A 25330-nucleotide genomic window follows, 5' to 3' on the forward strand; every position below is an offset into this window, starting at 1 on the left:
AGTTCCTTGTTAATGACAAGCGTTGGCTCAAAGCCGTCTGGGTTGTTTGACTTGACCTGCAATATAGGAAATATTCCCACCCTAGCGCCATATCTCGCGACAAATAAGGACGTTTGTTTTGGGTGGCGGCGTAATTGGAACCCCTGTTCTGAATAGAGGGAAATAGTGGAATGTCGGTGCGCATAGATGACACGGATAGGAAAATTCTGGCTGAGCTGCAGCGGGACGCCAGCCAATCACTCGACGAAATCGCGGCCCGTGTCGGCAGTTCGAAGACCCCGGTCTGGAATCGCATTCGCAAATTGAAAGGAGCCGGAGTTATCGGCCAGCAGACCGTTCTGTTGGATGCCGAAGCCCTTGGTTTTGAGGCAACTTTCTTTGTGCTGATAAGGACCTCTGAGCATGAGGCCGAGTGGCAAAAACTGTTTCTAAAGGCGCTGCGCGATCGCCCCGAAGTGCAAGAGGCGCATCGGCTGGCAGGCGACATCGATTATATCCTGAAGGTTCGCGTCAAAAACGCCCGCGCTTATGACGCGTTTTATCAGGCGCTGATTTCAGAGGTACGTGTTCACAATGTCACTGCGCTGCTTTCGATGGAAGAGCTCAAGTCGACCACAATGTTGCCATTGAATTCGGCAGGCACCGCTTGATTGGCAACGGCGAGGGGCTCTGCCCCCGCCGCGGCAAGCCGCGACGCCCCCGAGATATTTTTAGCCAGATGAAGCAGGGGATCCGTTCTTCATCTGGCCCTTACTACCTCTGTCGGAGACATCGCGCGGCAGGCGCGATGCGAGCTTCTTAAAGACGTACGGTCAGGTCGGTCAGCCCATGAAAATGATAGCTGTCGGAATAGCTTGGCTTGTCCGCAAGGGTAAGATTCGGGCAGCGGTTGAACAGGATTGGCAGCGCAATCTTCATTTCCAAGCGCGCCAGTGGTGCGCCGACGCAGAAATGCAGGCCACCGCCGAAGCTGGTATTGGCGGAGAACGGACGGGCCGGGTCAAAGGTGTTTGGGCTGCGCCAAACCGCCGGGTCCCGATTGGCGGCACCTAGCAGCAGGGCGACTTGGTCTCCACGGGTGAATCGGTGACCGAAGACCTCGACATCTTCATATGCATAGCGTGTGAACATATGCAGTGGCGGGTCGAAGCGCAAGATTTCTTCGACCGCTGTGTCGATGGTTTTAGGGGATTTTACCTGTTCCTGTGTGTCGGTTTCCAGGATCGTTTTCACGCCGTTGCCGATGGCATGGACGGTCGCCTCATGACCGGCATTGAGCAGCAGGATACAGGTGGTGATCAGTTCCTCGTGAGAGAGTTTTTCGCCATCTTCCTCTGCGGCGATCAGGCGGGTGATCAGATCGTCGCGCGGGTCTTTGCGGCGTATCTCGATATAGCTTTCCAGAAAGCGCGTAAACTCTGTTGACGCATTGGCGGCGTCGTCTTCGGTCTGACGTGTGCGGTTGGCTTGATACATAGCCACCATTGCGTGAGACCACTTCAGTAGCCGCGGCGCCATTTCCGACGGCACCCCCAGCAGGCGGCAGATGGTGATTACGGGGACTTGCGTGCAATAGGCTTGCAGAAGGTCGAAAGGTGCGTTCGGAAACCGGTCGATCAGGTCATGGCACAATGTTTCGATCGCAGGTGCAAGCGCCGCGATTGCGCGTGAGGTAAAGGCGCGAAGCACCAGCGCGCGCAGCCGTGTGTGGCGGGGAGGTTCGAGCTCGAGCATCGAATGCGCCTCGACTGCGAGCCACGGGGCGAGGTGATCCGGGCCGGGCTGCGCAAGCTCGGGCGGGATTTCGCGCCCAAAGCGGCGATCTTTCAACAACGCCTGTACCGCGCGGTGGGAGACAGCAGCAACCATGCCGTAGTCCTCCCAGAAGATCAGATCACCGAACGCGCGGGCGGTGTCGTAGAACGGGTAGGGGTTTTGTACAAAACCGGGCTGCGTCGGGGATTGGGACAGTGTCTTCATGCGCTGCACACTTGCCATGGGTCGCTGCGAATGCAAGACCCTAAGACATGCAACGGGTTTGGATCATTGCTGGATTTCTGTGTGCGGTTGCCCTGTTGTCGGCGGCAGTCTGGACCTACGGCTATCGCCAGGCGTTGACCCAATTGAGCCAGCAGGCTGAGGCTGACCTTGAGCTGGCGGCCGACCGATTGAGCACTCAGATGCAGGTGTATCAAGAGGTTGCGGCGTTGATGGCGGATCATCCGGCCTTGCGGGAGCTTGAGACCTCGACACAGATACAAACCGCGCAATCGGTTCTGTTGGATGTGGCGGACAAGACCGCGGCAGTCAACGTGATCTATCTGGCCCCGGATGGCCGGGTTCTGGCCTCGGCGCAGCCTGTCGCGCAACCGAATATGGCCGGTCATCCCGCCTTCGAGCGCGCCATGCAGGGGGCGTTGGGCAGTGCGCATGGGGTCATGCCTGACAGCGGCGATCGCATCTATTCCTACGTCGCTCCGGCCTTCGGGTCCGCGGGCCAGGTAGAGGGCGGGCTGATGGTGGTGGCCGATGTTCAGGATGTCGAGCAGACCTGGCGCGGCAGTACCGAAGCCGTGTTTTTCATCGATGGCAACGGGGTCGTCTTTATTTCGAACCGCTCGGATCTGCTGTTTTGGCAGCGCATCGACGGGCAGCCGGGGCTGATACCTCCGGACGGACAAACCGTCGATTTTGCCTCATCACGGGTCGGCGGGCATGAAGTGTGGCGGCTGGGATGGGGGCGCTATTTCCCGCGTCGGGCGTTGCATCTAACGCTTGCGCTGCCGGTGATCGATATGAGCGCCGAGGTTCTGGTCGATGTCGCTCCGGCACGGCGTCTGGCAGGCTTGCAGGCGGCGGCAGTGGCTGCGATCTGCTTTGCTTTCGGAGCGCTGTTGTTCCTTGCCTCGGAGCGGCGCAGAACATTGGCCGAGGCCAATACAGTGCTGGAAAGCCGCGTGGCGCAACGTACGCGTGCGTTGACGGCGGCGAACACGGCGTTGAAACGGGAAGTGATCGAACGGCAAGAGGCCGAAGCGGCCCTGAAGCAGGCGCAGGCGGATCTGGTGCAGGCGGGAAAGTTGAGCGCGCTTGGAAAGATGTCCGCCGGGATCAGTCATGAACTGAATCAGCCTTTGATGGCGATCCGTCAGTTTGCCGATAATGGCTCAGCCTTTCTGGAGCGGGGGAAGGGAGAGAGGGCGGGTGAGAACCTGGGCCGTATCTCGGACATGGCGGCGCGTATGGCGCGGATCATCAAGAACCTGCGCGCGTTCGCCCGGAACGAAAGCGAGCCGATGGGCAAGGTCGATCTGGTTCAGGTGTTGAACACCGCCGTGGAACTGACCGAAACGCGGTTGCGCGCCGAGGATGTGGCCCTGGACTGGTCGCCGCCGGATGCGGCGGTTTACGCGTGGGGCGGCGAGGTGCGCCTTGGTCAGGTTTTTGTCAACCTGATCAACAACGCGGCGGATGCGATGATGGATCAGCCGAACCGCCGGATATCGATCCGTCTGATCGAAGGCGAACGAATTCGCGTATCGGTGCGCGATACCGGGCCGGGCATCGAAGATCCGGATCGTGTATTCGAGCCGTTTTATACTACCAAGATGGTTGGAAGCTCGGAAGGTATGGGGCTGGGCCTGTCTATCTCTTATGGCTTGGTGCAAAGTTTCGGAGGCGACATCCGGGGCGCGAACACCGAAGATGGCGCCGAGTTCACGGTCGAACTGGAACCCTATGACGAGGACAAGGCGACATGATCCGTAAGGTTCTTTTGGTGGATGATGATTCTGCTGTGCGCGAAGCTTTGGCCCAAACGCTGGAACTGGCCGAGTATGACCCCATGACCGCAGGGTCTTTTGTGGCGGCCAAGGATCATATTCGGCGTGATTTTGACGGCGTGATCGTCTCGGATATCCGAATGCCGGGGCGTGACGGGTTTCATCTGCTCAACTATGCGCGCGAGGTTGATCCTGAATTGCCGGTGGTTTTGCTGACCGGCGAAGGGGATATTCCCATGGCCGTTCAGGCAATGGGGCTGGGTGCCTTTGATTTTCTGGAAAAACCCTGTGCCGCTGCTGATCTGTTGGCGGTTCTCGAGCGGGCAATGGCGACACGCGCCGAAATCCTGTTGTTGCGCCAACAGAAAAGCGAGCTTGAGCGCGGTGATCCTGCTGCGCGGATGTTGTTCGGGCTGTCGGATCAGGCCGAGGCGTTGCGTGAACGGGTGCGCGCCGTAGCCCCAACCCGGGCCGAGGTACTGGTTAACGGGCCAGCGGGCAGTGGTATTTCGAAGGTGGCGGAGGTCGTACATCTGATGTCGCCGGTCGGGCAGGGACCGTTTGTCAAACGGCCGGCTTCGGGATTGTCGGCGGACGAGCTGCGGCAAAGCTGTGAAGACGCGTCGGGCGGGTCGTTGTTTCTGGATGAGGTCTCGGCCATGTCTGACGCCACGCAATATGCGGCGCTGGAACTGATCGAGCAGGGCGCGGACGCACGGATCATTGCAGGAACGACGGCAGACCTGTCCCAACTATCGGCGCAGGGACGGTTCAATGCGGATTTGTTCTATCGTCTGGATGTAATGCGCGTGCGCATTCCGTCCTTGTCGGAACGGCCCGAGGATATTCCGGTCATCTTCCGGCACTATGTTGCGCAGGCGGCGGAACAGGCCGGGCTCGCGGTTCCTGAGGTGACGCCCGAGCATCTTGCCTCGTTGATGGCGCAGGAATGGCCGGGAAACGCCCGATCGTTGATGTCGGCCGCCATGCGATTTGTTCTCGGGATGCCGGATGAGGTGATCGAGGCAGCCGATCTGGGATTGAACGAGCAGCTTGCGCGGGTCGAGCGTTCACTGTTGATTGCGGCGCTCGGGCGTCACAATGGCAAAGCCGCGGAGGCAGCGAAGGCGCTGAAACTGCCACGCAAGACATTCTATGACAAACTTGCACGCTATCAGATTCGCCCCGAGGATTATCGCCGATAACAAGCGCTCCCGCCTGTTTTGCCAGCATTATCATGCAGTCAAAACAGTTGGGCCGGGCAGCCCGCCTTAGGCGGGCTGCGGTCGCGTGTCAGGTCAGGTCGTACGATTCGGTCAGGATGATTCGTGAGTGTGCGGAAATCCGCACAGGATCGATCCGCGATGTGCGGGAATTCGCACAGAGTTGGAGTGGTGCAGGAATGCTGCCTGTGAAGATGTCGATTAAGTGTCAGTAATATATAGATAATTAGAGATATCATAACCACAGAAACAAAACGTTGAGCGAGTGGCGGCGATTCGCTTCACTGCGGTGCAGATGGCGCTTAATGGGCGCCTGATGGAAGTCTCAAGGAAGTCTGGGAGGACGAAACCGATGAAATTCCTGGCAACAGCCGCAACCGCGCTTGCGCTTACTGTGACCGCCACTGCAGGCATGGCCGCCTGTGACGATGGCGAGATCGTGGTCAAGTTCGCGCATGTGACCAATTCCGACAAACACCCCAAGGGCATCGCCGCCTCGCTGCTGGAGCAGCGCGTCAATGACGAGATGAACGGCGTGATGTGCGTGGAAGTCTATCCGAACTCGACCCTTTACAACGACGACAAGGTGCTAGAGGCGATGTTGCAGGGCGACGTGCAACTGGCCGCGCCGTCGCTGTCGAAATTCGAAAAGTTCACCAAGCAGTTCCGCCTGTTCGACTTGCCGTTCATGTTCAAGAACATTGACGCAGTGGACGCGTTCCAGGCTTCGGCCGAAGGTCAGGCGATGAAGGACAGCATGCAGCGACGTGGCCTGCAGGGTCTGGCCTTTTGGCATAATGGCATGAAGCAGATGTCGGCGAACAAGCCTCTGGTCGATCCGGCGGATGCCGAGGGTCTGAAGTTCCGCGTGCAATCCAGCGACGTGCTGGTGGCGCAGATGGAAGCCATCGGTGGCAGCCCGCAGAAAATGGCCTTCTCGGAAGTTTATGGCGCGCTGCAGCAGGGCGTCGTGGACGGGCAGGAAAACACCTGGTCGAACATTTACGGCAAGAAGTTCTTCGAGGTGCAGGACGGCATCACCGAGACCAATCACGGCATCATCGACTATCTGGTCGTGACATCGGTCGACTGGCTGGACAGCCTGGACCCGGAAGTGCGCGATCAGTTCCTGACCATTCTGGCCGAAGTGACCGAGACCCGGAACAAGGAAGCCTTTGCTGTGAACGAAGCGGCCAAAGCCTCGATCACCGATGCGGGCGGTATCATCCGTGACCTGAATCCGGAACAGCGTCAGGCCTGGGTCGATGCGATGAAGCCTGTTTGGGACAAGTTCGCCGACGACGTCGGGCAGGACAAGATTGACGCCGCTCAGGCGATCAACGCCGGGTTCTGATCCCGGACATCAGGCTGCGCGTCTGGGGACTGGGGAGTTATCGACGCGCGTGCCGGGCGGGCCGTTCAAAGGCCCGCCAACCTAATACTCTCATCAAGATACTCTCATCAAGAAAATGCGGGGACAGAGAAATGTCTGGTGCGAAACCCGGCCCAAGCGGGCTGGCCGACCAAATCGAAGAGACATTGATTGCGCTACTGTTGGGGCTGATGACGATCATCACCTTTGCCAACGTGATCGCGCGATTTGTGTTCAATTCCAATATTTTGTGGGCGTTGGAGCTGACGGTCTTCACCTTCGGTTGGCTGGTGCTTCTGGGGGCCTCTTATGCGGTGAAGAAACACGCGCATCTGGGGGTAGATGCGATCCTGAACATGCTGGCCCCAGCGCCGCGCCGGATACTGGCGCTGATCGCGGTTGGATGCTGTCTGGTGTTTTCGCTGCTGCTGCTGAAGGGCTCGTATGACTATTGGGCCGTGTTTGCCGACCTGCCGCCCACCTCGGGCCGCTGGTTTCCGACCGGATTCGATATGAGCGCACGCAGCCAGAGCTTTTATGAAGTCGATGACATTCCCATGGTCGCGCCGCTGCGTTTTCTGGAAGACCTGATCAACTATGGCGAAGGGTACGAGAAACTGCCCAAGGTGATACCCTATCTGGTGCTGCCCGTTTCCATGCTGCTGCTTGTGATCCGCTTTACGCAGGTCGGAGTGCAGATCTGGCGCGGTGAGGCGGATCGTCTTGTCGCCAGTCACGAGGTCGAGGACGAGATCGAAGAGGTCCGCGCCCAACAGGGGGAGCATGACTGATGGACGTCGTACTTCTGTTTTCGATGGTTGTTGGCCTGCTGCTGATCGGTGTTCCGATTGCGGTTTCCCTTGGCCTCAGTTCAACCCTGTTCCTGCTGATTTATTCCGACAGCTCTCTGGCCTCGGTCGCGGGTACGCTTTTCGAAGCGTTCGAGGGTCACTTTACCCTGCTGGCCATTCCGTTCTTCATTCTGGCCTCGTCCTTCATGACGACCGGCGGGGTGGCGCGGCGGATCATCCGGTTCTCGATTGCCTGCGTGGGGCATCTGCCCGGCGGTCTGGCGATTGCGGGCGTGTTCGCCTGTATGCTGTTTGCAGCACTGTCGGGCTCTTCTCCGGCAACCGTGGTGGCCATCGGGTCCATCGTCATCGCCGGGATGCGGCAGGTGGGCTATTCCAAGGAATTCGCCGCCGGTGTGATCTGTAACGCCGGTACGCTGGGCATCCTGATCCCGCCCTCTATCGTGATGGTGGTTTATGCCGCCGCGGTCGAGGTCTCGGTCGGGCGGATGTTCCTGGCGGGTGTGATTCCGGGTCTGATGGCTGGTCTGATGCTGATGATCACCATCTACGTCATGGCCAAGGTCAAGAACCTGCCTAAGGGTGACTGGAAGGGTTGGGGCGAGGTCTTCACCTCGGCGCGCGAAGCCGGTTGGGGCCTGTTCCTGATCGTGATCATTTTGGGTGGCATCTACGGGGGTATCTTCACCCCGACCGAGGCCGCCGCGGTGGCCGCCGTCTATGCCTTTCTGATTGCCAGCTTTGTCTACAAGGATATGGGGCCGCTTAGCACCGAAGGCGATGCGCAGAATATCTCGCTGCTCAAGAAGCCCTATGCGCTGGTCACGGCCTTTTTCCACCCGGACACCAAGCACACGCTGTTTGAGGCCGGGAAACTGACCGTCACGCTGTTGTTCGTCATCGCCAACGCGCTGATCCTGAAGCACGTACTGACCGATGAACAGGTTCCCCAGCATATCGCGAGCGCCATGCTGTCGGCGGGTCTGGGGCCGGTCACCTTCCTGATCGTGGTGAACGTGATCCTGCTGATCGGCGGCCAGTTCATGGAGCCTTCGGGCCTGCTGGTCATCGTAGCACCTCTGGTTTTCCCGATTGCCATCGAGCTGGGCATCGACCCGATCCATCTGGGCATCATCATGGTGGTGAACATGGAGATCGGGATGATTACGCCCCCGGTCGGGTTGAACCTGTTCGTGACCTCGGGCGTGGCGGGGATGCCGATGATGAGCGTGGTAAAGGCGGCGCTGCCGTTCCTGGCCGTGCTGTTCGTCTTCCTGATTATGGTGACATATATCCCGTGGATATCGACTTTCCTGCCCAACACCTTCATGGGGCCGGAAATCATAACCAACTAGCGGGCTTGACCCGTATCGCCGGGCGGTTGCGACTGCCCGGCATTTTCATGCCTTGAAACGCTCGCGCGGATGCTTATCTGAATGGCAGAGGACGACCTCCCCAACTCGGGTAGATCATGCGGGACGACCCGCTTTGACAAGGGGTCATCTCATGGCATGGATCATGCTGCTTATTGCCGGAATTCTTGAAGTTGTCTGGGCGGGTGCGATGAAGCAATCCGCTGGATTCACGCGGCTTTTGCCCACTGCGATCATGGGTGTGTCCATGATCGGGTCATTCGGGTTGCTGGCTCTGGCGATGCGGGACCTGCCGCTCAGCACTGCCTACACCATCTGGGTGGGCATCGGTGCTGTGGGGGCTTTCGTGGTGGGGGTTACGCTGTTGGGCGAAGCGTTGACGCCGATGCGTATTCTGGCGGCTCTGCTGATCATTGCAGGGATCGTGACCATGAAGCTGGCCTGATCCGTTGACGGTATGGGCGACATTGGGCAGGCTTTCGGTGGGCGCCCGAACCAAGGATCATCCCTGATGCTGACTGAAACCGACAGCCGCTTACTGCGTATCGCTTATGATGAAGCAAAAGCCGGGTTTGATGAGGGTGGCTGCCCCATTGGCTCGGTTCTCGCCCGTGGCGGCGAGGTGGTGGCGCGCGGACGAAACCAAAGGGTTCAGGGCGGCGACCCGATTGCGCATGGCGAGATGGATGCTTTGCGCAAAGCCGGGCGGCAGAAAACCTACCGGGATACGGTGCTCTATACGTCTTTGTCGCCCTGCATGATGTGCGCGGGCACCATCGTTCAGTTCGGTATCCCGCGCGTTGTGGTCGGCGAGAACCGGAACTTCGGTGGCAACGAAGACTTCCTGCGTAGTCGCGGGGTCGAGGTCATTGTCGCGAACGACCCCGACTGTATCGCGTTGATGAAGCGCTTTATCGAAGATAAGCCTGAGCTTTGGGCCGAGGATATCGCCGAGTAGCGCCGGTTATCAGGCGCCCTCGAGCGCCTGAATAATACCCGAGAAATCGGCGGCCTTCAGGCTTGCGCCGCCCACCAGGGCTCCGTCCACATTTGAAACAGCAAAAATCTCGGCGGCATTGCCGGGTTTCACTGATCCGCCGTACAGCAGACGCACCGAGCGACCGACGCCTTCGCCAAAACGGCGTTCCAGACGGGCGCGGATGAAATCATGGACCTCGCCGATCTCTTCCAGCGTCGGAACCTTGCCGGTGCCGATGGCCCAGATCGGCTCATACGCCACGATCAGGTTCTCACCGGTCGACTGATCCGGGATCGAGCCCGACATCTGGCCGCCGATGATATCCAGCGTGTTGGCGGCCTCGCGCTGCTCAAGGCTTTCGCCGACACAGATGATCGCCTTCAGACCGGCATCCATCGCAGCGCGGGCTTTGGCGCGGACATCTTCGTTCTGCTCATCGTGATCCTCGCGGCGCTCGGAATGGCCCAGAATGACCGCGCTTGCCCCGGCATCCACCAGCATACCGGCACTGATATCACCGGTATGCGCGCCCGAGTCCGCCGCGTGACAATCCTGACCACCCACGGTGATCCCGCTGCCATCGGTCAGGGCCGTAGCACGGCTCAGCAATGTGGCAGGGGGGCAGATCAGAATATCGACCGACGGGGCAGGGTGATTTGCCGTCAACGCCTCAAGCTCGCTCAGCGCAGGGCCGGTTCCGTTCATTTTCCAGTTTCCAGCCGCCAGCTTCCGCCGCATGTCCAAATCTCCCAACGTGTTCGGTATGTTGGTGATCGGATATCATTGTCGGCAAAGGCTGACAATTCGGTTGCGCAGCAGAATCGCCTGTTTCAACCGGGCAGGGCCTCAGGACCGCGTCGGCAGGCTTTCGTCAAACTTGATCGATTCGCCGCAGCCGCAGGCATCGACCACATTCGGGTTACGGAACTTGAACCCGGATTCAAGCAGCGAGACCTCATAATCGATCTCGGTTCCGAACAGGAACATCTGCGCCATGGGTGCGATCATCACGCGTGCACCATCCTGTTCGACCACCTCGTCATTCGGATCGGCCTGATCGACATAGTCCATGGTGTATTCCATGCCGGCACAGCCGCCTTTTTTCACACCGATGCGCAGACCGGCATGGCCGCCGGACTGCATCAGCCGAACAATCTGTTCAGCGGCTTTTTCTGTCATGGTCACGGCCTGTTTGCCGGGAATGCCAAACATCGTGGGCTCCGTTTTCGCGCGTTGCCCTTAATCTAAGTCCGACAGTCGCCGGGCTCAAGGCATTGCGTGTGCAAATACACTCTCTGATCCGGGTTGTATCCGGGGGTCGCATGCCTTTAGCGTGGCGAGGCGGGCATATCACAGTGAGAGGTCAGAACAGATGGCAGAACGGTGCGGGATCATCAAACCCATAGTGGCAGCCATGATTTGTTGCGGCTTGGCTTACCCGGCGATGGCTGCGGATGATACAAAACGTCATCCGGTCAATTGCGCCACGGCACCCGGAGATCTGCGCGCGATTGCGGCCGAGAAAAAACATGCCGAGGACCAACAGGTCGAAAGCGTGGTCTCGATTCTGCCTGCAGGTGCCTTGCTGGGCTTGGTTACCGGGACCGAGAACAAGCATCTCAAGATGCTATCGGGCGACTACATCAAGGAACTGGACGCACGCGCCGCCGAGATCAAATCGACCTGCGGCGTCGAATAGGACGCAAAAAAGACCGCCCTCGGGCAAGGGCGGTCTGAAATCCGGGTCAGATCATTGGGGGACGGTCATCAGTCATTGCCCGGAGCGCAGGCACAGCGGGGACGGCATATGCGTGCGCCGCAAAACTGCCGGTCATTTGTGTCGAAGAACAAACGAAACGATGACAGATACTTAATCGTTTTGTGACAAACCGATGAATATTATGGTCAGAGCAGAGGCTTACATAAAGCCAAGCTCTAGCCGGGCCTCGTCTGACATCATTTCCATGCCCCAGGGTGGTTCCCATGTCAGTTCGACGTCGACTTCCTTGACACCTGCCACCGGCTCGATGGCTTCAACGATCCAGCCGGGCATTTCACCAGCGACCGGGCAGCCGGGTGCGGTCAGGGTCATGATGACTTTAACGGCGTTCTCGCCGGTGATGTCGATCGTGTAGATCAGGCCAAGGTCGTAGATATTGACCGGAATCTCGGGGTCAAATACCGTCCGGCAGGCTTCGACCACCGTTTCGTACAGCGGATGGTCGATGGTCGAGGGCGCGATCAGCGGGCTGCCTTCGAACTGTTCACTGGGATAGGTCATCTAAGCCTCGGGTCTGTTACCTGAGAAATTATATAGGGAAAGTGCCGGGCAGCGTCCAGAGGGGCCGTGGCGCCAGTTTCGGACGCCACGACCGGTCAATCATTGATATCGTGATTGAACGTTTTGACCTGCCCGTGAGGCAGCGCAAACATGCGGCGCAGCACCAGCCAGGAGGCCAGTGAAAGAACCGCAAAGATCAGCAACAGGACAGGCAGGGATGGCGCAAGGCCGGGGATCAGCAATACCACTCCGGTAATGGCCGCGCCGATGGCGAAGCCAAGGAAGATGAAGCCGGGCAACGCAACTTCGAGGATGGCCAGCGCAAGCGCCCCGGCCAGCCAGATCCACCATGTCAGCCAGAAGGGATCGGCCATCATTTGCCTCCTTTCAGCATGTTAAAGGCATTGCCGAACGCTTCAAGCGCATTTGCGGGCACAACGATGGTCTGCGAGCCGGTGCCATTGCCCAGCGCGTTCAGCGCTTCGACCTGTTTCAGAGCGACCTGATACTGTGCGGCTTCCAAGCCGTTGTCCTGAATGGCCTTGGCCACGACCTGAGTCGCATAAGCTTCGGCCTCGGCCGAGATTCGGCGGGCTTTGGCAGTCTGTTCCGCGGCATAGAGCTCGGCATCCGCGTGCAGCTCGACCGCGCGTTTCTGGCCTTCGGCTTCAGTCACCTGCGCGCGGCGCGCGCGTTCGGCGTTCAGCTGCTGCAGCATAGCATCACGGGTTGCCTGATCCAGATTTACGTCCAGAATCTCGGCACGGGTCACTTCGATACCCCAGTCATCGACGGCGGTCTCGACGCTTTCCTGAATGCGTTCAATCAGTTGCGCGCGGTTCGACTGCACTTCGTCCAGGTCCATCTTGCCGATCTCGGCGCGGACAATACCGGCCACGGTTGTGGCAATCGCTCCGTCCACGTCGCGGATGCGGTAGACCGTCTTTTCAGGCTCAAGAATACGATAGAAAACCGATGTGTCGATCTGCACCAGCACGTTGTCCTTGGTGATCGCATCCTGCGTTGCATTCGGCAACTGACGTTCAAGGATGGATATCTTGTGGCGCGCAACATCCAGAAAGGGAACGATAAAGTTGATCCCGGGGCCAAGCACCGAATGCAGGCGGCCGAACCGTTCGACCACGTATTTCTCGGATTGGGGTACGATCTTGATGCCCTTGAAGATGACAATCGCAACAAGAGCCGCCGCCAGCAGGTAGATGATGTTTGATGTAAGCAGTCCGATAATCTGGTCTTCTGTCATACTGTCCTCATTATTTGTGTACATTGGTATACATTTGGGGATTGAGTCGCCCGATTTCAACTCTGGTATGGATTGTGCGGGGACGAATGCAAGTATTTGAACGCGTACACGTCGGACAGAAATTCCGTGTTGTGTCCGCTTTGCATCCCGCTGGTGTTTGCGGTATCGGAAGGGATGAAACTGATTATCGATACAGACCCCGGCATCGACGATGCAATGGCCATCGCCTATGCCGCCGCCGCCGATGACATTGACCTGATCGGCCTGACCACCGTGTTCGGCAACACCCATGTGCATCAATCCAGCCGCAACGCGCGCTTTCTGGTGGATAAGCTGGGTTTGGGCATTCCCGTGGCTGAAGGTGCGCCATTTGCGCTTGGAGAGGCCGCTCATTCCCCCTCAGAGCATGTGCATGGTCCTGAAGGTTTTGGCGATCTGACTGATATTGAAGAGATCGGAGAAAACCACGCTCTGCCCGCCGCAGAGTTTCTGGTCGAAATGGCCCGCGCACATCGCGGAGAGCTGGTGGTCTGTGCAGTCGGCCCACTGACAAATATCGCAAACGCGATCCGGTTGGACCCCGAGTTTTCGCGCAATCTTGGCAAACTGGTCATCATGGGCGGGGCTGTGTTCTGTCCGGGCAATATCACCGAGCACGCCGAAGCGAACATTTATCACGATGCCAAAGCGGCGGATGAGGTTTTTGCCGCGCCGCCGCCCACCGTGCTGGTTGGTTTGGATGTCACGCTGAAGACCCTCTATGAGACCGCAGATTTTGAGGCTTTGGCCCAACGCTCGCCGAATATGGGGGGCTTCTTGCGGGACATCTCACGCTTCTATCTGAAGTTCTACAAAGAGGTTGGCGGGCTTGAGGGCTGCGGCCTGCACGACTCGACCGCAGTGATCGCCTGCACCCATGAGCCGATGTTCGAAACTGTCGAAACCGGCCTGAGCGTGGCGCTTGACGACCCCGAGATCGGCGCGACGCGACCGGACACTGCGCGCCCTCCGGTTCGGGTGTGTCGCGATGTGGATGGGGCAGGGGTTGTGCGCTTGTTTACCGAGCGCGTCGCCTCGCTGCCCTGACGGGTTGCATTGCATCTGCGGATCGGGCAAAGCCTGCCCGGTTCAGCGACCCAAGGCGAAATCATGACTCAGCGATTTTCTTTCGACCTGAAAGCCACCGACCGCAAGGCCCGTACCGGCGTGATCAGCACGCCGCGCGGAGACGTGCGGACACCTGCATTCATGCCCGTGGGGACGGCGGCAACGGTCAAGGCGATGATGCCGGAAAGCGTGCGCGCCACTGGGGCGGATATTCTGCTGGGCAATACTTATCACCTGATGCTGCGCCCCACGGCCGAACGGATCGACCGGTTGGGAGGGCTGCACAAGTTCATGAACTGGGAACGCCCCATCCTGACGGATTCCGGCGGGTTTCAGGTGATGTCGCTGGCCGGCCTGCGAAAACTGACCGAGAAGGGTGTGACCTTCAAATCACATGTGGATGGGTCGAAACATGAACTGACGCCGGAACGGTCGATGGAAATCCAGCGGCTGCTGGGCTCGGACATCGTGATGTGTTTCGATGAATGCCCGGCGCTGCCTGCGGATCGGGATCGAATCGCGGAATCCATGCGTTTGTCGATGCGGTGGGCCGAGCGATCGCGTGAAGCGTTCGGCGACCGTCCGGGACACGCGCTGTTCGGCATCATGCAGGGCGGGTTGGAACGGGACCTGCGCGAAGAAAGCGCCGAGGCGCTGAAGCAGATCGGGTTCGAAGGCTATGCCATTGGCGGCCTTGCCGTGGGCGAGGGGCAGGAGGCGATGTTTGATTGCCTCGACTACGCACCCGAATTCCTGCCGCAAGACAGGCCGCGCTATCTGATGGGGGTCGGCAAGCCTGACGATATCGTCGGCGCCGTCGCGCGTGGCGTGGATATGATGGATTGCGTTTTGCCGTCGCGCTCGGGCCGCACGGGGCAGGTGTTCACGCGCTACGGTGTGGTCAATATCAAGAACGCCCGCCACGCCGACGATCCGCGCCCGCTGGATGAGCAATGCAGTTGTCCGGCTTGTTCGAACTATTCCCGCGCTTACCTGCATCATGTGTTCCGCTCGAACGAGATGATCTCGGGCATGTTGCTGACCTGGCACAACCTGCACTATTTCCAGGAAATCATGCAGGGTATGCGCGGCGCGATCGCGTCCGGTACGTTCGATGATTGGCAGGCACAGTTCCACGCGCAGCGCGCGCAGGGCGATATCGACCCGCTCTGAGAGCGGTGACAAACAACGCGTTTTCTGCTATCCTGACGACAGTTTATTTCAATAATTTTCTTGTTTTGTTCAGGAGGGCTTAATGCCTCGTTTCATAGCTATTTTCTTAACATTGTTTCTGGCGTCCATCGTACAAGCGGATGTTTGGACGTTCGAGACACCATCGGAAAACATTCAGTGCGTTGTGGGAGAGGAACCCGGCACCTCGGACCTGACCTGCACAATTATCGAACGCTCGGGCGCGCCTGCGTTGCCTAAACCGGCGAACTGCAATTCGGATTGGGGGCACGATTTCTTCATGACCAATCAAGGTGCGGTTCGCATGCTGTGCCAACCTTTAGTCCGCACCCGTGACGGATTTGACCGCGCGGATTATGGGGTCACCGGACAGTTCGGAGGGTTTGTCTGCCACTCGTCCAAAAAGGGGTTGGAGTGCAAAAACGAGGTCGGGCACGGTTTCTTTTTGTCACGCGCCGTCCAAAAGGTGTTTTAGCGCGAGATTGTATCTCAGGACCCGTCCGTGAGGCGTACAAACTGCAAAAACGGTGGATATGTTGGCGCGATGCCTTGCAGTCCCTAAATCATCGCGTCATGCTGCCTCACGACAGATGGCGGTAAGGTTGAAATAGGGGAACAGGTGCCCCACCTTTATCGTCCAAGACAGGAGATGGCCGAAGGTTGCCTTGAAAAGGGACCGGTGCCGTCTTGCCAATGATAAGGATAGAGCATGCAAGAGCCTCTGAATTCCTCATACCCCGTCCTGCCGCTGCGCGATATCGTGGTGTTTCCACACATGATCGTGCCGCTGTTCGTAGGCCGTGACAAATCGGTCCGCGCTCTGGAAGAGGTGATGCAGGATGACAAGCAAATTCTGTTGTCCAGCCAGATTGATCCCGGTGAGGATGATCCCGAAATCGACGGTATCTACCGCTCGGGCGTTCTGGCCAACGTGCTGCAACTGCTGAAACTGCCCGATGGCACCGTGAAGGTGCTTGTCGAGGGGCAGGCGCGTGTGCAGATCACGGAATTTCTTGAAAACGATCAGTTTTTTGAAGCCCGCGCCGAATATCTGACCGAAATTCCCGGCGACGTCACCACCACCGAAGCGCTGCTGCGCACGGTTGCGGATGAGTTCGAGCGCTATGCCAAAGTGCGCAAGAACATCCCCGAAGAAGCGCTGGCCGCCGTGGGCGAGACAACCGAGCCCGCGAAACTGGCGGATCTTGTGTCAGGTCATCTGGGCATCGAGGTTGAACAGAAGCAGGAATTGCTTGAGACGCTCTCGGTCAGCGAGCGGCTTGAAAAGGTCTATGGCCTGATGCAGGGCGAAATGTCAGTTCTGCAGGTCGAGAAAAAGATCAAGACCCGCGTCAAATCTCAGATGGAGAAGACGCAGCGCGAATACTATCTGAATGAGCAGATGAAAGCCATTCAGAAGGAGCTTGGTGATGGCGAGGACGGCAGCAACGAGGTTGCCGAACTGGAAGCCAAGATCACTGAGACCAAGCTGTCGAAGGAAGCGCGCGAGAAGGCCGAGGGCGAGCTGAAAAAGCTCAAGAACATGTCGCCCATGTCGGCCGAAGCGACCGTTGTGCGCAACTATCTGGACTGGATCCTGTCGCTACCATGGGGCACCAAATCCCGCGTCAAAAAGGATCTGGGCCGCGCGCAGGATATTCTGGACGCCGATCACTATGGGCTTGAGAAGGTCAAGGAACGGATCGTTGAATATCTGGCGGTTCAGCAGCGTTCGAAAAAGCTGAAAGGCCCGATCTTGTGTCTGGTTGGCCCTCCGGGTGTGGGTAAGACCTCGCTGGGTAAGTCCGTTGCGAAAGCGACGGGGCGTGAGTTCATTCGTATTTCGCTGGGTGGCGTGCGCGACGAATCCGAAATTCGTGGACACCGTCGGACTTATATCGGCTCGATGCCCGGCAAAATCATCCAGGCGCTGAAAAAGGCGAAAACCACGAACCCGCTGATCTTGTTGGATGAAATCGACAAGATGGGGCAGGATTTCCGTGGCGATCCGGCCTCGGCAATGCTGGAGGTTCTGGATCCGGAACAGAACAGCACGTTCATGGACCACTATTTGGAGGTCGAATATGACCTGTCCAACGTGATGTTCCTGACCACCTCGAACAGCTACAACATGCCCGGGCCTCTGCTGGACCGGATGGAGATCATCCCGCTGGCTGGTTACACCGAAGAGGAAAAGAGCGAGATCGCTAAGCAGCACCTGATCGACAAACAGGTCAAGAACCATGGTCTGAAAGCCAAGGAGTTTGAGCTGACCGATGAGGCGCTGCAAAAGATCATCCGTACCTATACCCGCGAAGCGGGCGTGCGAAACCTTGAACGCGAAATCGCCAAAGTGGCGCGGAAATCGCTGACCAAGATCATCAAGAAAGAGGCGGAAGAGGTCACTGTGACGCCGGACAATCTGGATGAGTTCCTGGGTGTGCCCAAGTTCCGTTATGGTCTGGCTGAACAGGACGATCAGGTCGGTGTTGTCACCGGTTTGGCCTGGACCTCGGTCGGGGGTGACTTGTTGCATATCGAAGCTCTGAAACTGCCCGGCAAAGGGCGGATGAAGACCACCGGTAAGCTGGGCGATGTGATGAAGGAATCCATCGACGCGGCCTCGTCTTATGTACGGTCGATCTCGCCCCAGATCGGGGTGAAACCGCCGCAGTTCGACAAGATCGATATCCACGTGCACGTGCCCGATGGGGCAACGCCCAAGGATGGCCCCAGCGCCGGTCTGGCGATGGTGACGTCGATTGTCTCGGTCCTGACGGGCATTCCGGTACGCAAGGACATCGCCATGACGGGTGAGGTCTCGTTGCGCGGCAACGCGATGCCAATCGGCGGATTAAAGGAAAAACTGCTGGCCGCGTTGCGCGGTGGGATCAAGACCGTTCTCATTCCTGAAGAGAACGAGAAGGATCTGGCGGACATCCCCGATAACGTGAAGGAAGGGCTGGAAATCATTGTTGTAAAACATGTTTCCGAAGTTCTGGAGCACGCCCTGATCCGCGAGCCAGAGCCGGTGGAATGGGACGAAGCCGCCGAGGAAGCGGCTGCCGCAGCAGCGAAAGCGGCGGAAGGCACAGGGCCATCAGCGACAGCACATTGAGAAGATGAAAAGGCGGGGCACTGACCCCGCCTTTTTCTTTGTGCGTCAATTCATTTCCTCGTCTTTGCTAAAAAAGATGGAAAACGAATGCTGCTCGTAGCACCCTGAATATTCATCAATGTCAGGAGAACGCGAGATGCCCCAGTATAACGACCTGTTTGAGCTGTCGGTTGATGATATGGATCTGATTGAAGAGGCCTTGCGACAGACGATTGCCTCGAAATCCCTGGAACATCCCGATGAAACTGGCGACGACCGGATGACACGTGAAGATTTCGTCCGCAGAATGCACGAGCTTTTGGGCAGGCTTCATGATCAGAAGATATTCTACCGGCCCAGAACGGGGGTCTATATCGGTGGCTAGAGGCCGGCGACGATGACCGGTGTCGCTTGATTCAAAAGAAAGAATGGTGGGTGATAAGAGATTTGAACTCCTGACATCTTCGATGTGAACGAAGCGCTCTACCACTGAGCTAATCACCCATGAGGCCGTCTAGTACAGAGACTTTGGGTCGCCCGCAAGGGGGTCGAAATCAAATTAGCACACCGTGGCTGGCCATCCGGTGTTCCGAGCCGACAGAACGAGGGCGCGTGTTCGAACATGCGCCCCAAAAGCACTGAAATCTTTGGCAGCTACAGAATGAAATCGTCTGCAGTTAGATTATGCAGACCACTCAACTGGATCATCATCTCGGCAGAGCTGTCCGAATCTGTGTCGATGATAACCAGAGTATAGTCATTGTCCTGACCAGGATTATTCACCCGTTTAAAGTAGATCTCGCCTTCTTCGGACGTACTGGTGCGGGTCTGGCCATTGAAAACAAACGCATCATCGTCTTCCGTTGCACTGTTTGCGTCGATCGCACTAAGGTCAATTTTGTCGACGCCAACTTCGAAATCCCTGATAACATCGGTATTCTTCGTTTTCAGAAGCGCGCTGTCTTTTGTAGATCTGAAAACAAAGTGATCTGTATCGTCTCCGCCAAACAACTGGTCTTTCCCGTACCCACCGATCAGAGTGTCCTCGCCATTGCCGCCATACAGGCGATCTTTTCCGCGGCCACCATGCAGCGCATCATCTCCACTGCCGCCATAAAGCTTGTCGCTTCCACTCTTGCCGCTTAGCGTATCGCCGCCTTGGATACCTCTCAGAATATTGGCTCCGCCGGTACCGCTAAGGTGGTCAGATCCCTCACCGCCCTCGACGTTTTCGATGTTTAGGATTCTGTCGTTGCCAGAGGCGCCAGTATCCTGCCTGTCCGTTCGCGAGAGATCGACCGTTATCGACGAATTTCCAGAGAAGATAAGCCAGTCAGTGTGATCACCACCATTTATGTGGTCGTTGCCATCGCCTTCTGTCGCCAGAATGGTATCTCTGCCATTTCCACCGTAAATTCTGTCGGACCCATTCTCTCCGGACAAAGTATCGTCCTTGTCGTGTCCTTTGATAAGATCGTCGCCATCGCGGCCATATATCTTGTCTTCGCCGTTCCTCCCGAACAGTTCGTTGTCGGCGCTGTTTCCTTTGATCCGGTCATTGCCTGACCCACCGATGGCATTCTCGATTACAACACCATTTGCGATCGTAAACCCGCCCTGAATGCCCTTGGCGTAAGAAGGTGAGCCACCCGCGTCGCTTCCACCCAGGTCGGCTGCTTTCAGGTTGATAACAACATTGCGGCTGACATCCTTGGCTGAAATCGTGTCTTCACCGTTGGTGTCCCAGATCGCTCGCCAGCCGACACCTTTTTGGTTTTGGCCTTTGATATTATAAACGTTGTCACCCGTGTTAAACTGTTTGGAGCCATAAATGGCCTGCAATGCAGCGATGTCCAAGGCCATCGGAGTCGCGGAACTGCCGATGTCGTAGTACATCGGTTCGATCTCAGTGGGATAGCCGCTGTTATAGGACATGATCGTGAACACGCCCTGATTCTGCCCATCTGTTCCGTAGTCGCCGGTGCTGCTGGTAACACCCGGAAAGATTGAAGAAGAACCGCCGTTATCATGTGGATGCGCAAGTCCGAGACCATGCAGGATTTCGTGCATGATCACCTCAAAGCCCAGTCCGCCTTTTTGCAGCCCCTCTTCGGAAAAGTATATGCTGTCGCCGGCAAATGCCCCGATCAGGGCACCCAACCCAAAACTGTCTTCGAAAAATGGCTCGTCTCCGGGTACCTGATGATATCCCAAACCACCCAAAGCGTCTTCTGTTTCCAGTACATAAGTCAGGTTGGATTGCCTGGGTTGGCCATTGCTTCGCAGGAACCCGACTTCCTGAAACGTCACCGGGATGTAATTGTCAATAACTTCAAATGCCTTACGTACCGCTTCTTTCATATAACCAGCGAACTTGCGGTTACCCAGCGTTCCATTATCGAACGAGTATGTAATGACACCTTCCGGGCCGCCCTGGTTCGTATCTACATTCCAAGATGTTCCCCAGATCAGGCTATCAACATAAACGTCTCCGGTCGGGTCTTCACCCGGGTAATTCACTGTAACTACTGCCATTTTACTTCCGCACTGTCACTTTTTCTCAGATCATCTCAACGCGCGTGCCGAAGCATGTCGTGCCGGACGATTTCGTTGGATTTCTTGAGGCAAATTTGGGTCTTCATCCTAAATAAGGATCCTATGGCCGATTCTCAGATTCAATCTTGACCCTCGGAATTGTAAACAGATTCAGCAATGGGTTGCGGCCTGTTTCTCAATGAGAATTGGGGCCGCACTAAGGCAAATAGTGTCGAATTCAACGTTATGTTGTCTTGTTGAAAAGGCTTGAGCATACACTATGCATAAACCTCAAATAATCTGACTTACTTCGGGCCGTATGAAGTGAATCACAGCATAGTATGGCAACGAACCGCAGCAGGGTAGTTTCAGGGAAAAAACTGCAGTCGATCCAGCAATTTTGAGGATGCAGATAAAAAACTTCAAAACGCCGCTTGACGCTGCCCGAGCGTGGCCATAATACACCCCAACGTTCAGCAACGAACGTGCAGCGGGCGGTTGTAGCTCAGTTGGTTAGAGTACCGGCCTGTCACGCCGGGGGTCGCGGGTTCGAGCCCCGTCAACCGCGCCATCGCTGCAGTCCTTGGTCCAGGATAAAGGCCACGAAAATAGATGCGCGGTTGTAGCTCAGTTGGTTAGAGTACCGGCCTGTCACGCCGGGGGTCGCGGGTTCGAGCCCCGTCAACCGCGCCATTTTCCCCTACAAATTCGAAAATCTGCGCTGACAAGTCGGCAATGTCATGTTGTATTGCCTTCAAAACGACCGAGGGCTGCAGTGACAAGTTTAAACCGGGTGATCATGGCGCGGCGCAGCCGTCAGTGGATTCGCGAGTTGAATCCGTCAAAGCTGGACGCGGTCGAAATTTCTGGTTCGTGGGGCAATCAGTTCGGCTTTCGCAGCTATGAGCAGGCCTGGCGCAATGATCATGACATCTGCACCGGCCCGCTGCTTGATGAGCGGGGGCAGGTGAGGACGTTCGACCTTGTTCTCGCTAATCAGGTCTGGGAGCATCTGGACCGACCATTCGAGGCGACGCTAAACGTGCAAGAGATGCTGCGCCCCGGCGGCTATTTCTGGCTGGCCGTGCCGTTTTTCGTCCCGTTCCATGCGGCCCCTTATGATTGTTCGCGCTGGTCCGAGCGCGGTTTGCGCAATCTGCTGATCGAATGCGGGTTCGATCCCGCTGAAATCCGGGCCGAGCAATGGGGCAACCGGCAGGCAGCGCTGCGAAACCTCGAACCGGACTGGCCTCCGGTCTATGATCCCCAGACGGATGATCTGGAAAATGATCCTGCCTTTCCGATTTGCGCGTGGGCGATCGCGCGCAAATCTGAAGGTTAGCGAGGGATTGACCGAAAATCCGCTTGTTCACACTTTGTTCTAAATTTATGGTTGGAGACTCACCGTCGCTCGCCTATTTCTGAGAGGCGTTGGTTGTTGGGGGCCGAAATGGCTGAGCTGAAGAATATCGAGGTGCGCGGCGCGCGCGAGCATAACCTCAAAAGCATCGATGTGGATATTCCGCGCGATCAGCTGGTGGTGATCACCGGCCTGTCGGGCTCGGGCAAGTCATCGCTGGCGTTTGACACCATCTATGCCGAAGGGCAGCGCCGTTATGTCGAAAGTCTGTCGGCCTATGCCCGGCAGTTTCTGGACATGATGGAAAAGCCCGATGTGGATCACATCAGCGGCCTGTCCCCGGCGATTTCAATCGAACAGAAGACTACCTCGAAGAACCCGCGTTCGACCGTGGGCACCGTCACCGAGATCTATGACTATCTGCGTCTGCTGTTCGCGCGCGCCGGAACGCCTTACAGCCCGGCCACCGGCCAGCCCATTGAAGCGCAGCAGGTGCAGGACATGGTCGACCGTATTATGACGATGGAGGAGGGCACACGCGGTTATCTGCTGGCCCCCATCGTGCGTGATCGCAAGGGTGAATATCGGAAAGAGTTCCTGGAGCTGCGTAAGCAGGGGTTCCAGCGCGTCAAGGTGGATGGTGAGTTCTATGAGCTTGATACGCCGCCCACGCTGGACAAGAAGTTCCGCCACGATATCGATGTGGTGGTCGACCGTCTGGTGGTGCGCGAAGGCATGGAAACCCGGCTGGCCGACAGCCTGCGCACCGCGCTGGATCTGGCCGATGGTATCGCCATTCTGGAAACCGCGCTAAAGGAAGGCGACCCTGAGCGGATCACATTCAGCGAGAATTTTGCCTGTCCGGTCAGTGGCTTCACCATCCCCGAGATCGAACCGCGACTGTTTTCGTTCAACGCGCCCTTCGGAGCTTGCCCGGATTGTGACGGACTGGGGGTCGAGCTGTTCTTTGACGAACGGCTGGTGGTGCCAGATCAGACCCTGAAACTCTATGACGGGGCGCTGGCGCCGTGGCGCAAAGGGAAATCGCCGTATTTCCTGCAGACCATCGAAGCCATCGCCCGGCACTACGAGTTCGACAAGAACACGCCGTGGAAGGACCTGCCCAAGAAGGTGCAGCAGGTGTTCCTGCGCGGTTCCGGCGATGAGGAAATCCAGTTCCGCTATGACGAAGGCGGGCGGGTCTATCAGGTCACCCGCAGCTTCGAAGGCGTCATTCCAAACATGGAGCGCCGTTATCGCGAGACCGACAGCGCCTGGATTCGTGAAGAGTTCGAACGCTATCAGAACAATCGCCCCTGCGGCACCTGCGAGGGTTATCGCCTGCGCGCCGAAGCCCTGGCCGTCAAGATTGCGGGTCTGCATGTGGGGCAGGTGGTGCAGATGTCGATCCGCGAGGCGCTGGCCTGGGTCGAGGACGCGCCGAACCATCTGAGCGTACAGAAGAATGAAATCGCACGGGCCATTCTGAAAGAGATTCGCGAACGCCTCGGGTTCCTGAATAACGTGGGTCTGGAATACCTTACGCTGTCCCGTTCAAGTGGTACCCTGTCAGGTGGCGAGAGCCAGCGTATCCGTCTGGCCAGCCAGATCGGCTCGGGCCTGACCGGGGTGCTGTACGTGCTGGACGAGCCGTCCATCGGTCTGCATCAGCGCGACAATGACCGTTTGTTGGGCACGCTGAAAAACCTGCGTGATCAGGGCAATACGGTGATTGTGGTTGAGCATGACGAAGAAGCCATCCGCGAAGCGGATTACGTCTTTGATATTGGTCCCGGTGCAGGTGTGCATGGCGGGCAGGTGGTCAGCCATGGCACGCCCGAGCATATCGCCGGCGATGCGGCCTCGATAACCGGCCAATACCTGTCGGGCACACGCGAGATCGCTGTCCCTGCCGAGCGCCGCAAGGGCAAGAAGCAGAAGGTTACGGTGGTCAAGGCAACCGGCAACAACCTGAAAAACGTGACGGCTGAATTCCCGCTGGGCAAGTTTGTCTGCGTGACCGGCGTTTCCGGGGGCGGCAAGTCGACCCTGACGATCGAGACGCTGTTTAAAACCGCCTCGATGCGCCTGAACGGGGCGCGACAGACACCAGCGCCCTGCGAGACGATCAAGGGGCTGGAGCATCTGGACAAGGTGATTGACATCGATCAGCGGCCCATCGGACGAACTCCGCGTTCGAATCCAGCGACTTACACCGGGGCCTTCACTCCGATTCGGGACTGGTTTGCCGGGCTGCCGGAGGCCAAGGCGCGGGGGTACAAACCCGGTCGGTTCAGCTTCAACGTCAAGGGCGGCCGGTGCGAGGCCTGTCAGGGCGACGGTGTCATCAAGATCGAGATGCACTTCCTGCCCGACGTCTATGTCACCTGCGAAACCTGTAAAGGCGCGCGCTACAATCGCGAGACGCTTGAGATCAAGTTCAAGGGCAAGTCCATCGCGGATGTGCTTGATATGACTGTGGAAGACGCGCAGGAGTTCTTTAAGGCCGTGCCGTCGATCCGGGACAAGATGGACGCTTTGGCGCGGGTTGGACTGGGGTATATCAAGGTCGGTCAGCAGGCGACGACTCTGTCAGGCGGCGAAGCGCAGCGGGTGAAACTGTCGAAGGAGCTCAGTAAGCGGTCGACCGGGCGCACATTGTATATCCTTGATGAACCGACCACGGGGCTGCATTTCGAAGATGTGCGCAAGCTGTTGGAAGTGCTGCATGAACTGGTCGATCAGGGCAATACAGTTGTGGTGATCGAACATAATCTGGATGTGGTGAAAACGGCGGATCATATTATCGATATCGGCCCTGAGGGCGGTGACGGGGGCGGTGAAATCGTCGCCGTCGGAACGCCCGAGGATGTGGTCGCAGTCGAACGCAGCCACACCGGGCGTTACCTCAAGCCGATGCTGAATGCCGAGCGAGTGGCCGCAGAATAGCGGCC

The 25330-nt window shown here is 57.8% G+C and carries 23 protein-coding genes and 3 tRNA genes; 18 read left to right on the forward strand and 8 right to left on the reverse strand.

What is annotated here, in order from left to right; all coding sequences use genetic code 11:
• Positions 1–170 precede the first annotated feature (170 nt).
• Positions 171–650 (forward strand): Lrp/AsnC family transcriptional regulator, encoded by a 480-nt coding sequence (locus tag ACR0K9_RS04395; protein ID WP_480821080.1) that lies wholly within the window; start codon positions 171–173, stop codon positions 648–650.
• A 148-nt stretch (positions 651–798) separates the two neighbouring features.
• Here ACR0K9_RS04395 and ACR0K9_RS04400 read toward each other — a convergent pair whose 3' ends face one another.
• Entirely contained in the window at positions 799–1980 is a 1182-nt protein-coding gene (locus ACR0K9_RS04400) for a cytochrome P450 (RefSeq protein ID WP_480821082.1), read from the reverse strand.
• Between the two features lie 47 nt (positions 1981–2027).
• Here ACR0K9_RS04400 and ACR0K9_RS04405 point away from each other — a divergent pair, with 47 nt between their 5' ends.
• The 7 genes from ACR0K9_RS04405 to ACR0K9_RS04435 all read left to right on the forward strand — a co-directional run bounded on the left by ACR0K9_RS04405 (position 2028) and on the right by ACR0K9_RS04435 (position 9520).
• The gene (locus ACR0K9_RS04405) at positions 2028–3761 is read left to right on the forward strand and encodes a sensor histidine kinase (protein WP_480821084.1); all 1734 of its coding nucleotides are present in this window, start codon (positions 2028–2030) and stop codon (positions 3759–3761) included.
• Positions 3758–4987 carry a sigma-54-dependent transcriptional regulator gene (locus tag ACR0K9_RS04410; protein WP_480821086.1) on the forward strand — a complete coding sequence of 410 codons (1230 nt, stop codon included), beginning with the start codon at positions 3758–3760 and terminating at the stop codon, positions 4985–4987. The genes ACR0K9_RS04405 and ACR0K9_RS04410 overlap by 4 nt, the downstream gene beginning before the upstream one ends.
• Positions 4988–5357: 370 nt before the next feature.
• A complete protein-coding gene (locus tag ACR0K9_RS04415; RefSeq protein WP_480532653.1) occupies positions 5358–6359 on the forward strand; it encodes a DctP family TRAP transporter solute-binding subunit in 1002 nt (333 codons plus the stop codon).
• A 131-nt stretch (positions 6360–6490) separates the two neighbouring features.
• Positions 6491–7168 (forward strand): TRAP transporter small permease, encoded by a 678-nt coding sequence (locus tag ACR0K9_RS04420; protein WP_480821088.1) that lies wholly within the window; start codon positions 6491–6493, stop codon positions 7166–7168.
• Positions 7168–8544, forward strand: coding sequence for a TRAP transporter large permease (locus ACR0K9_RS04425; protein WP_480821090.1), 1377 nt, complete (start codon positions 7168–7170; stop codon positions 8542–8544). Before ACR0K9_RS04420 ends, ACR0K9_RS04425 begins: the two co-directional genes overlap by 1 nt.
• Positions 8545–8695: 151 nt before the next feature.
• Positions 8696–9007 (forward strand): DMT family transporter, encoded by a 312-nt coding sequence (locus tag ACR0K9_RS04430; RefSeq protein ID WP_480821092.1) that lies wholly within the window; start codon positions 8696–8698, stop codon positions 9005–9007.
• A 66-nt stretch (positions 9008–9073) separates the two neighbouring features.
• Positions 9074–9520 (forward strand): nucleoside deaminase, encoded by a 447-nt coding sequence (locus tag ACR0K9_RS04435; protein WP_480821094.1) that lies wholly within the window; start codon positions 9074–9076, stop codon positions 9518–9520.
• A 9-nt stretch (positions 9521–9529) separates the two neighbouring features.
• On the opposite strand, the gene tpiA is transcribed toward ACR0K9_RS04435, so the two are convergent.
• Together tpiA and ACR0K9_RS04445 are read right to left on the reverse strand one after the other, a co-directional pair.
• Entirely contained in the window at positions 9530–10279 is a 750-nt protein-coding gene (tpiA, locus tag ACR0K9_RS04440) for a triose-phosphate isomerase (RefSeq protein WP_480821096.1), read from the reverse strand.
• A gap of 108 nt (positions 10280–10387) precedes the next feature.
• Positions 10388–10753 (reverse strand): HesB/IscA family protein, encoded by a 366-nt coding sequence (locus ACR0K9_RS04445; RefSeq protein WP_480821098.1) that lies wholly within the window; start codon positions 10751–10753, stop codon positions 10388–10390.
• Positions 10754–10913: 160 nt separating this feature from the next.
• Between ACR0K9_RS04445 and ACR0K9_RS04450 the strand changes: the two genes are divergently transcribed.
• Positions 10914–11240 carry a hypothetical protein gene (locus tag ACR0K9_RS04450; RefSeq protein WP_480821100.1) on the forward strand — a complete coding sequence of 109 codons (327 nt, stop codon included), beginning with the start codon at positions 10914–10916 and terminating at the stop codon, positions 11238–11240.
• Positions 11241–11459: 219 nt separating this feature from the next.
• Here the strand turns inward: ACR0K9_RS04450 and ACR0K9_RS04455 are convergent, their stop codons facing one another.
• The 3 genes from ACR0K9_RS04455 to ACR0K9_RS04465 all read right to left on the reverse strand — a co-directional run bounded on the left by ACR0K9_RS04455 (position 11460) and on the right by ACR0K9_RS04465 (position 13086).
• Positions 11460–11822 (reverse strand): SUF system Fe-S cluster assembly protein, encoded by a 363-nt coding sequence (locus tag ACR0K9_RS04455; protein ID WP_480821102.1) that lies wholly within the window; start codon positions 11820–11822, stop codon positions 11460–11462.
• Positions 11823–11917: 95 nt separating this feature from the next.
• Complete coding sequence (locus tag ACR0K9_RS04460) at positions 11918–12196, reverse strand: NfeD family protein (protein WP_480821104.1); 279 nt, start codon at positions 12194–12196, stop codon at positions 11918–11920.
• Positions 12196–13086, reverse strand: coding sequence for an SPFH domain-containing protein (locus ACR0K9_RS04465; protein ID WP_480532633.1), 891 nt, complete (start codon positions 13084–13086; stop codon positions 12196–12198). The genes ACR0K9_RS04460 and ACR0K9_RS04465 overlap by 1 nt, the downstream gene beginning before the upstream one ends.
• Positions 13087–13260: 174 nt before the next feature.
• Between ACR0K9_RS04465 and ACR0K9_RS04470 the strand changes: the two genes are divergently transcribed.
• From ACR0K9_RS04470 to ACR0K9_RS04490, 5 genes are all read left to right on the forward strand, one after another.
• Complete coding sequence (locus ACR0K9_RS04470) at positions 13261–14172, forward strand: nucleoside hydrolase (RefSeq protein WP_480821106.1); 912 nt, start codon at positions 13261–13263, stop codon at positions 14170–14172.
• 63 nt (positions 14173–14235) lie between these two features.
• On the forward strand, positions 14236–15366 hold the full coding sequence (gene tgt, locus ACR0K9_RS04475) for a tRNA guanosine(34) transglycosylase Tgt (RefSeq protein WP_480821108.1): 1131 nt from the start codon (positions 14236–14238) through the stop codon (positions 15364–15366).
• An 82-nt stretch (positions 15367–15448) separates the two neighbouring features.
• Complete coding sequence (locus ACR0K9_RS04480) at positions 15449–15859, forward strand: DUF6636 domain-containing protein (protein WP_480821110.1); 411 nt, start codon at positions 15449–15451, stop codon at positions 15857–15859.
• Between the two features lie 234 nt (positions 15860–16093).
• On the forward strand, positions 16094–18502 hold the full coding sequence (gene lon / locus ACR0K9_RS04485) for an endopeptidase La (RefSeq protein WP_480532627.1): 2409 nt from the start codon (positions 16094–16096) through the stop codon (positions 18500–18502).
• Positions 18503–18638: 136 nt separating this feature from the next.
• Positions 18639–18866, forward strand: coding sequence for a hypothetical protein (locus ACR0K9_RS04490; protein WP_480821112.1), 228 nt, complete (start codon positions 18639–18641; stop codon positions 18864–18866).
• A gap of 44 nt (positions 18867–18910) precedes the next feature.
• On the opposite strand, the gene ACR0K9_RS04495 is transcribed toward ACR0K9_RS04490, so the two are convergent.
• A tRNA-Val gene (locus ACR0K9_RS04495) sits at positions 18911–18985 on the reverse strand.
• Positions 18986–19135: 150 nt separating this feature from the next.
• A complete protein-coding gene (locus ACR0K9_RS04500) occupies positions 19136–21016 on the reverse strand; it encodes a M10 family metallopeptidase C-terminal domain-containing protein (protein ID WP_480821114.1) in 1881 nt (626 codons plus the stop codon).
• 494 nt (positions 21017–21510) lie between these two features.
• Between ACR0K9_RS04500 and ACR0K9_RS04505 the strand changes: the two genes are divergently transcribed.
• The 4 genes from ACR0K9_RS04505 (at position 21511) to uvrA (ending at position 25325) form a co-directional block, all read left to right on the forward strand.
• Positions 21511–21587 (forward strand) — tRNA-Asp (locus tag ACR0K9_RS04505).
• A gap of 45 nt (positions 21588–21632) precedes the next feature.
• Positions 21633–21709 (forward strand) — tRNA-Asp (locus tag ACR0K9_RS04510).
• Between the two features lie 82 nt (positions 21710–21791).
• Positions 21792–22358, forward strand: coding sequence for a methyltransferase domain-containing protein (locus ACR0K9_RS04515; protein WP_480532621.1), 567 nt, complete (start codon positions 21792–21794; stop codon positions 22356–22358).
• Between the two features lie 108 nt (positions 22359–22466).
• On the forward strand, positions 22467–25325 hold the full coding sequence (gene uvrA / locus ACR0K9_RS04520) for an excinuclease ABC subunit UvrA (protein ID WP_480821116.1): 2859 nt from the start codon (positions 22467–22469) through the stop codon (positions 25323–25325).
• Positions 25326–25330: the final 5 nt, after the last annotated feature.

Source organism: Ruegeria sp. L12 (assembly GCF_056531745.1).

Coding starts and splice junctions, on each gene's coding strand:
- ACR0K9_RS04455 (WP_480821102.1), bottom strand. CDS start 11,822: ATGACCTATCCCAGTGAACAGTTCGAAGGCAGCCCGCTGATCGCGCCC.
- tgt (WP_480821108.1), top strand. CDS start 14,236: ATGACTCAGCGATTTTCTTTCGACCTGAAAGCCACCGACCGCAAGGCC.
- ACR0K9_RS04470 (WP_480821106.1), top strand. CDS start 13,261: ATGAAACTGATTATCGATACAGACCCCGGCATCGACGATGCAATGGCC.
- ACR0K9_RS04400 (WP_480821082.1), bottom strand. CDS start 1,980: ATGAAGACACTGTCCCAATCCCCGACGCAGCCCGGTTTTGTACAAAAC.
- ACR0K9_RS04460 (WP_480821104.1), bottom strand. CDS start 12,196: ATGGCCGATCCCTTCTGGCTGACATGGTGGATCTGGCTGGCCGGGGCG.
- lon (WP_480532627.1), top strand. CDS start 16,094: ATGCAAGAGCCTCTGAATTCCTCATACCCCGTCCTGCCGCTGCGCGAT.
- ACR0K9_RS04395 (WP_480821080.1), top strand. CDS start 171: ATGTCGGTGCGCATAGATGACACGGATAGGAAAATTCTGGCTGAGCTG.
- ACR0K9_RS04405 (WP_480821084.1), top strand. CDS start 2,028: ATGCAACGGGTTTGGATCATTGCTGGATTTCTGTGTGCGGTTGCCCTG.
- ACR0K9_RS04410 (WP_480821086.1), top strand. CDS start 3,758: ATGATCCGTAAGGTTCTTTTGGTGGATGATGATTCTGCTGTGCGCGAA.
- ACR0K9_RS04425 (WP_480821090.1), top strand. CDS start 7,168: ATGGACGTCGTACTTCTGTTTTCGATGGTTGTTGGCCTGCTGCTGATC.
- ACR0K9_RS04480 (WP_480821110.1), top strand. CDS start 15,449: ATGCCTCGTTTCATAGCTATTTTCTTAACATTGTTTCTGGCGTCCATC.
- ACR0K9_RS04450 (WP_480821100.1), top strand. CDS start 10,914: ATGGCAGAACGGTGCGGGATCATCAAACCCATAGTGGCAGCCATGATT.
- ACR0K9_RS04445 (WP_480821098.1), bottom strand. CDS start 10,753: ATGTTTGGCATTCCCGGCAAACAGGCCGTGACCATGACAGAAAAAGCC.
- ACR0K9_RS04465 (WP_480532633.1), bottom strand. CDS start 13,086: ATGACAGAAGACCAGATTATCGGACTGCTTACATCAAACATCATCTAC.
- ACR0K9_RS04420 (WP_480821088.1), top strand. CDS start 6,491: ATGTCTGGTGCGAAACCCGGCCCAAGCGGGCTGGCCGACCAAATCGAA.
- ACR0K9_RS04490 (WP_480821112.1), top strand. CDS start 18,639: ATGCCCCAGTATAACGACCTGTTTGAGCTGTCGGTTGATGATATGGAT.
- ACR0K9_RS04435 (WP_480821094.1), top strand. CDS start 9,074: ATGCTGACTGAAACCGACAGCCGCTTACTGCGTATCGCTTATGATGAA.
- tpiA (WP_480821096.1), bottom strand. CDS start 10,279: ATGCGGCGGAAGCTGGCGGCTGGAAACTGGAAAATGAACGGAACCGGC.
- ACR0K9_RS04500 (WP_480821114.1), bottom strand. CDS start 21,016: ATGGCAGTAGTTACAGTGAATTACCCGGGTGAAGACCCGACCGGAGAC.
- ACR0K9_RS04415 (WP_480532653.1), top strand. CDS start 5,358: ATGAAATTCCTGGCAACAGCCGCAACCGCGCTTGCGCTTACTGTGACC.
- uvrA (WP_480821116.1), top strand. CDS start 22,467: ATGGCTGAGCTGAAGAATATCGAGGTGCGCGGCGCGCGCGAGCATAAC.
- ACR0K9_RS04430 (WP_480821092.1), top strand. CDS start 8,696: ATGGCATGGATCATGCTGCTTATTGCCGGAATTCTTGAAGTTGTCTGG.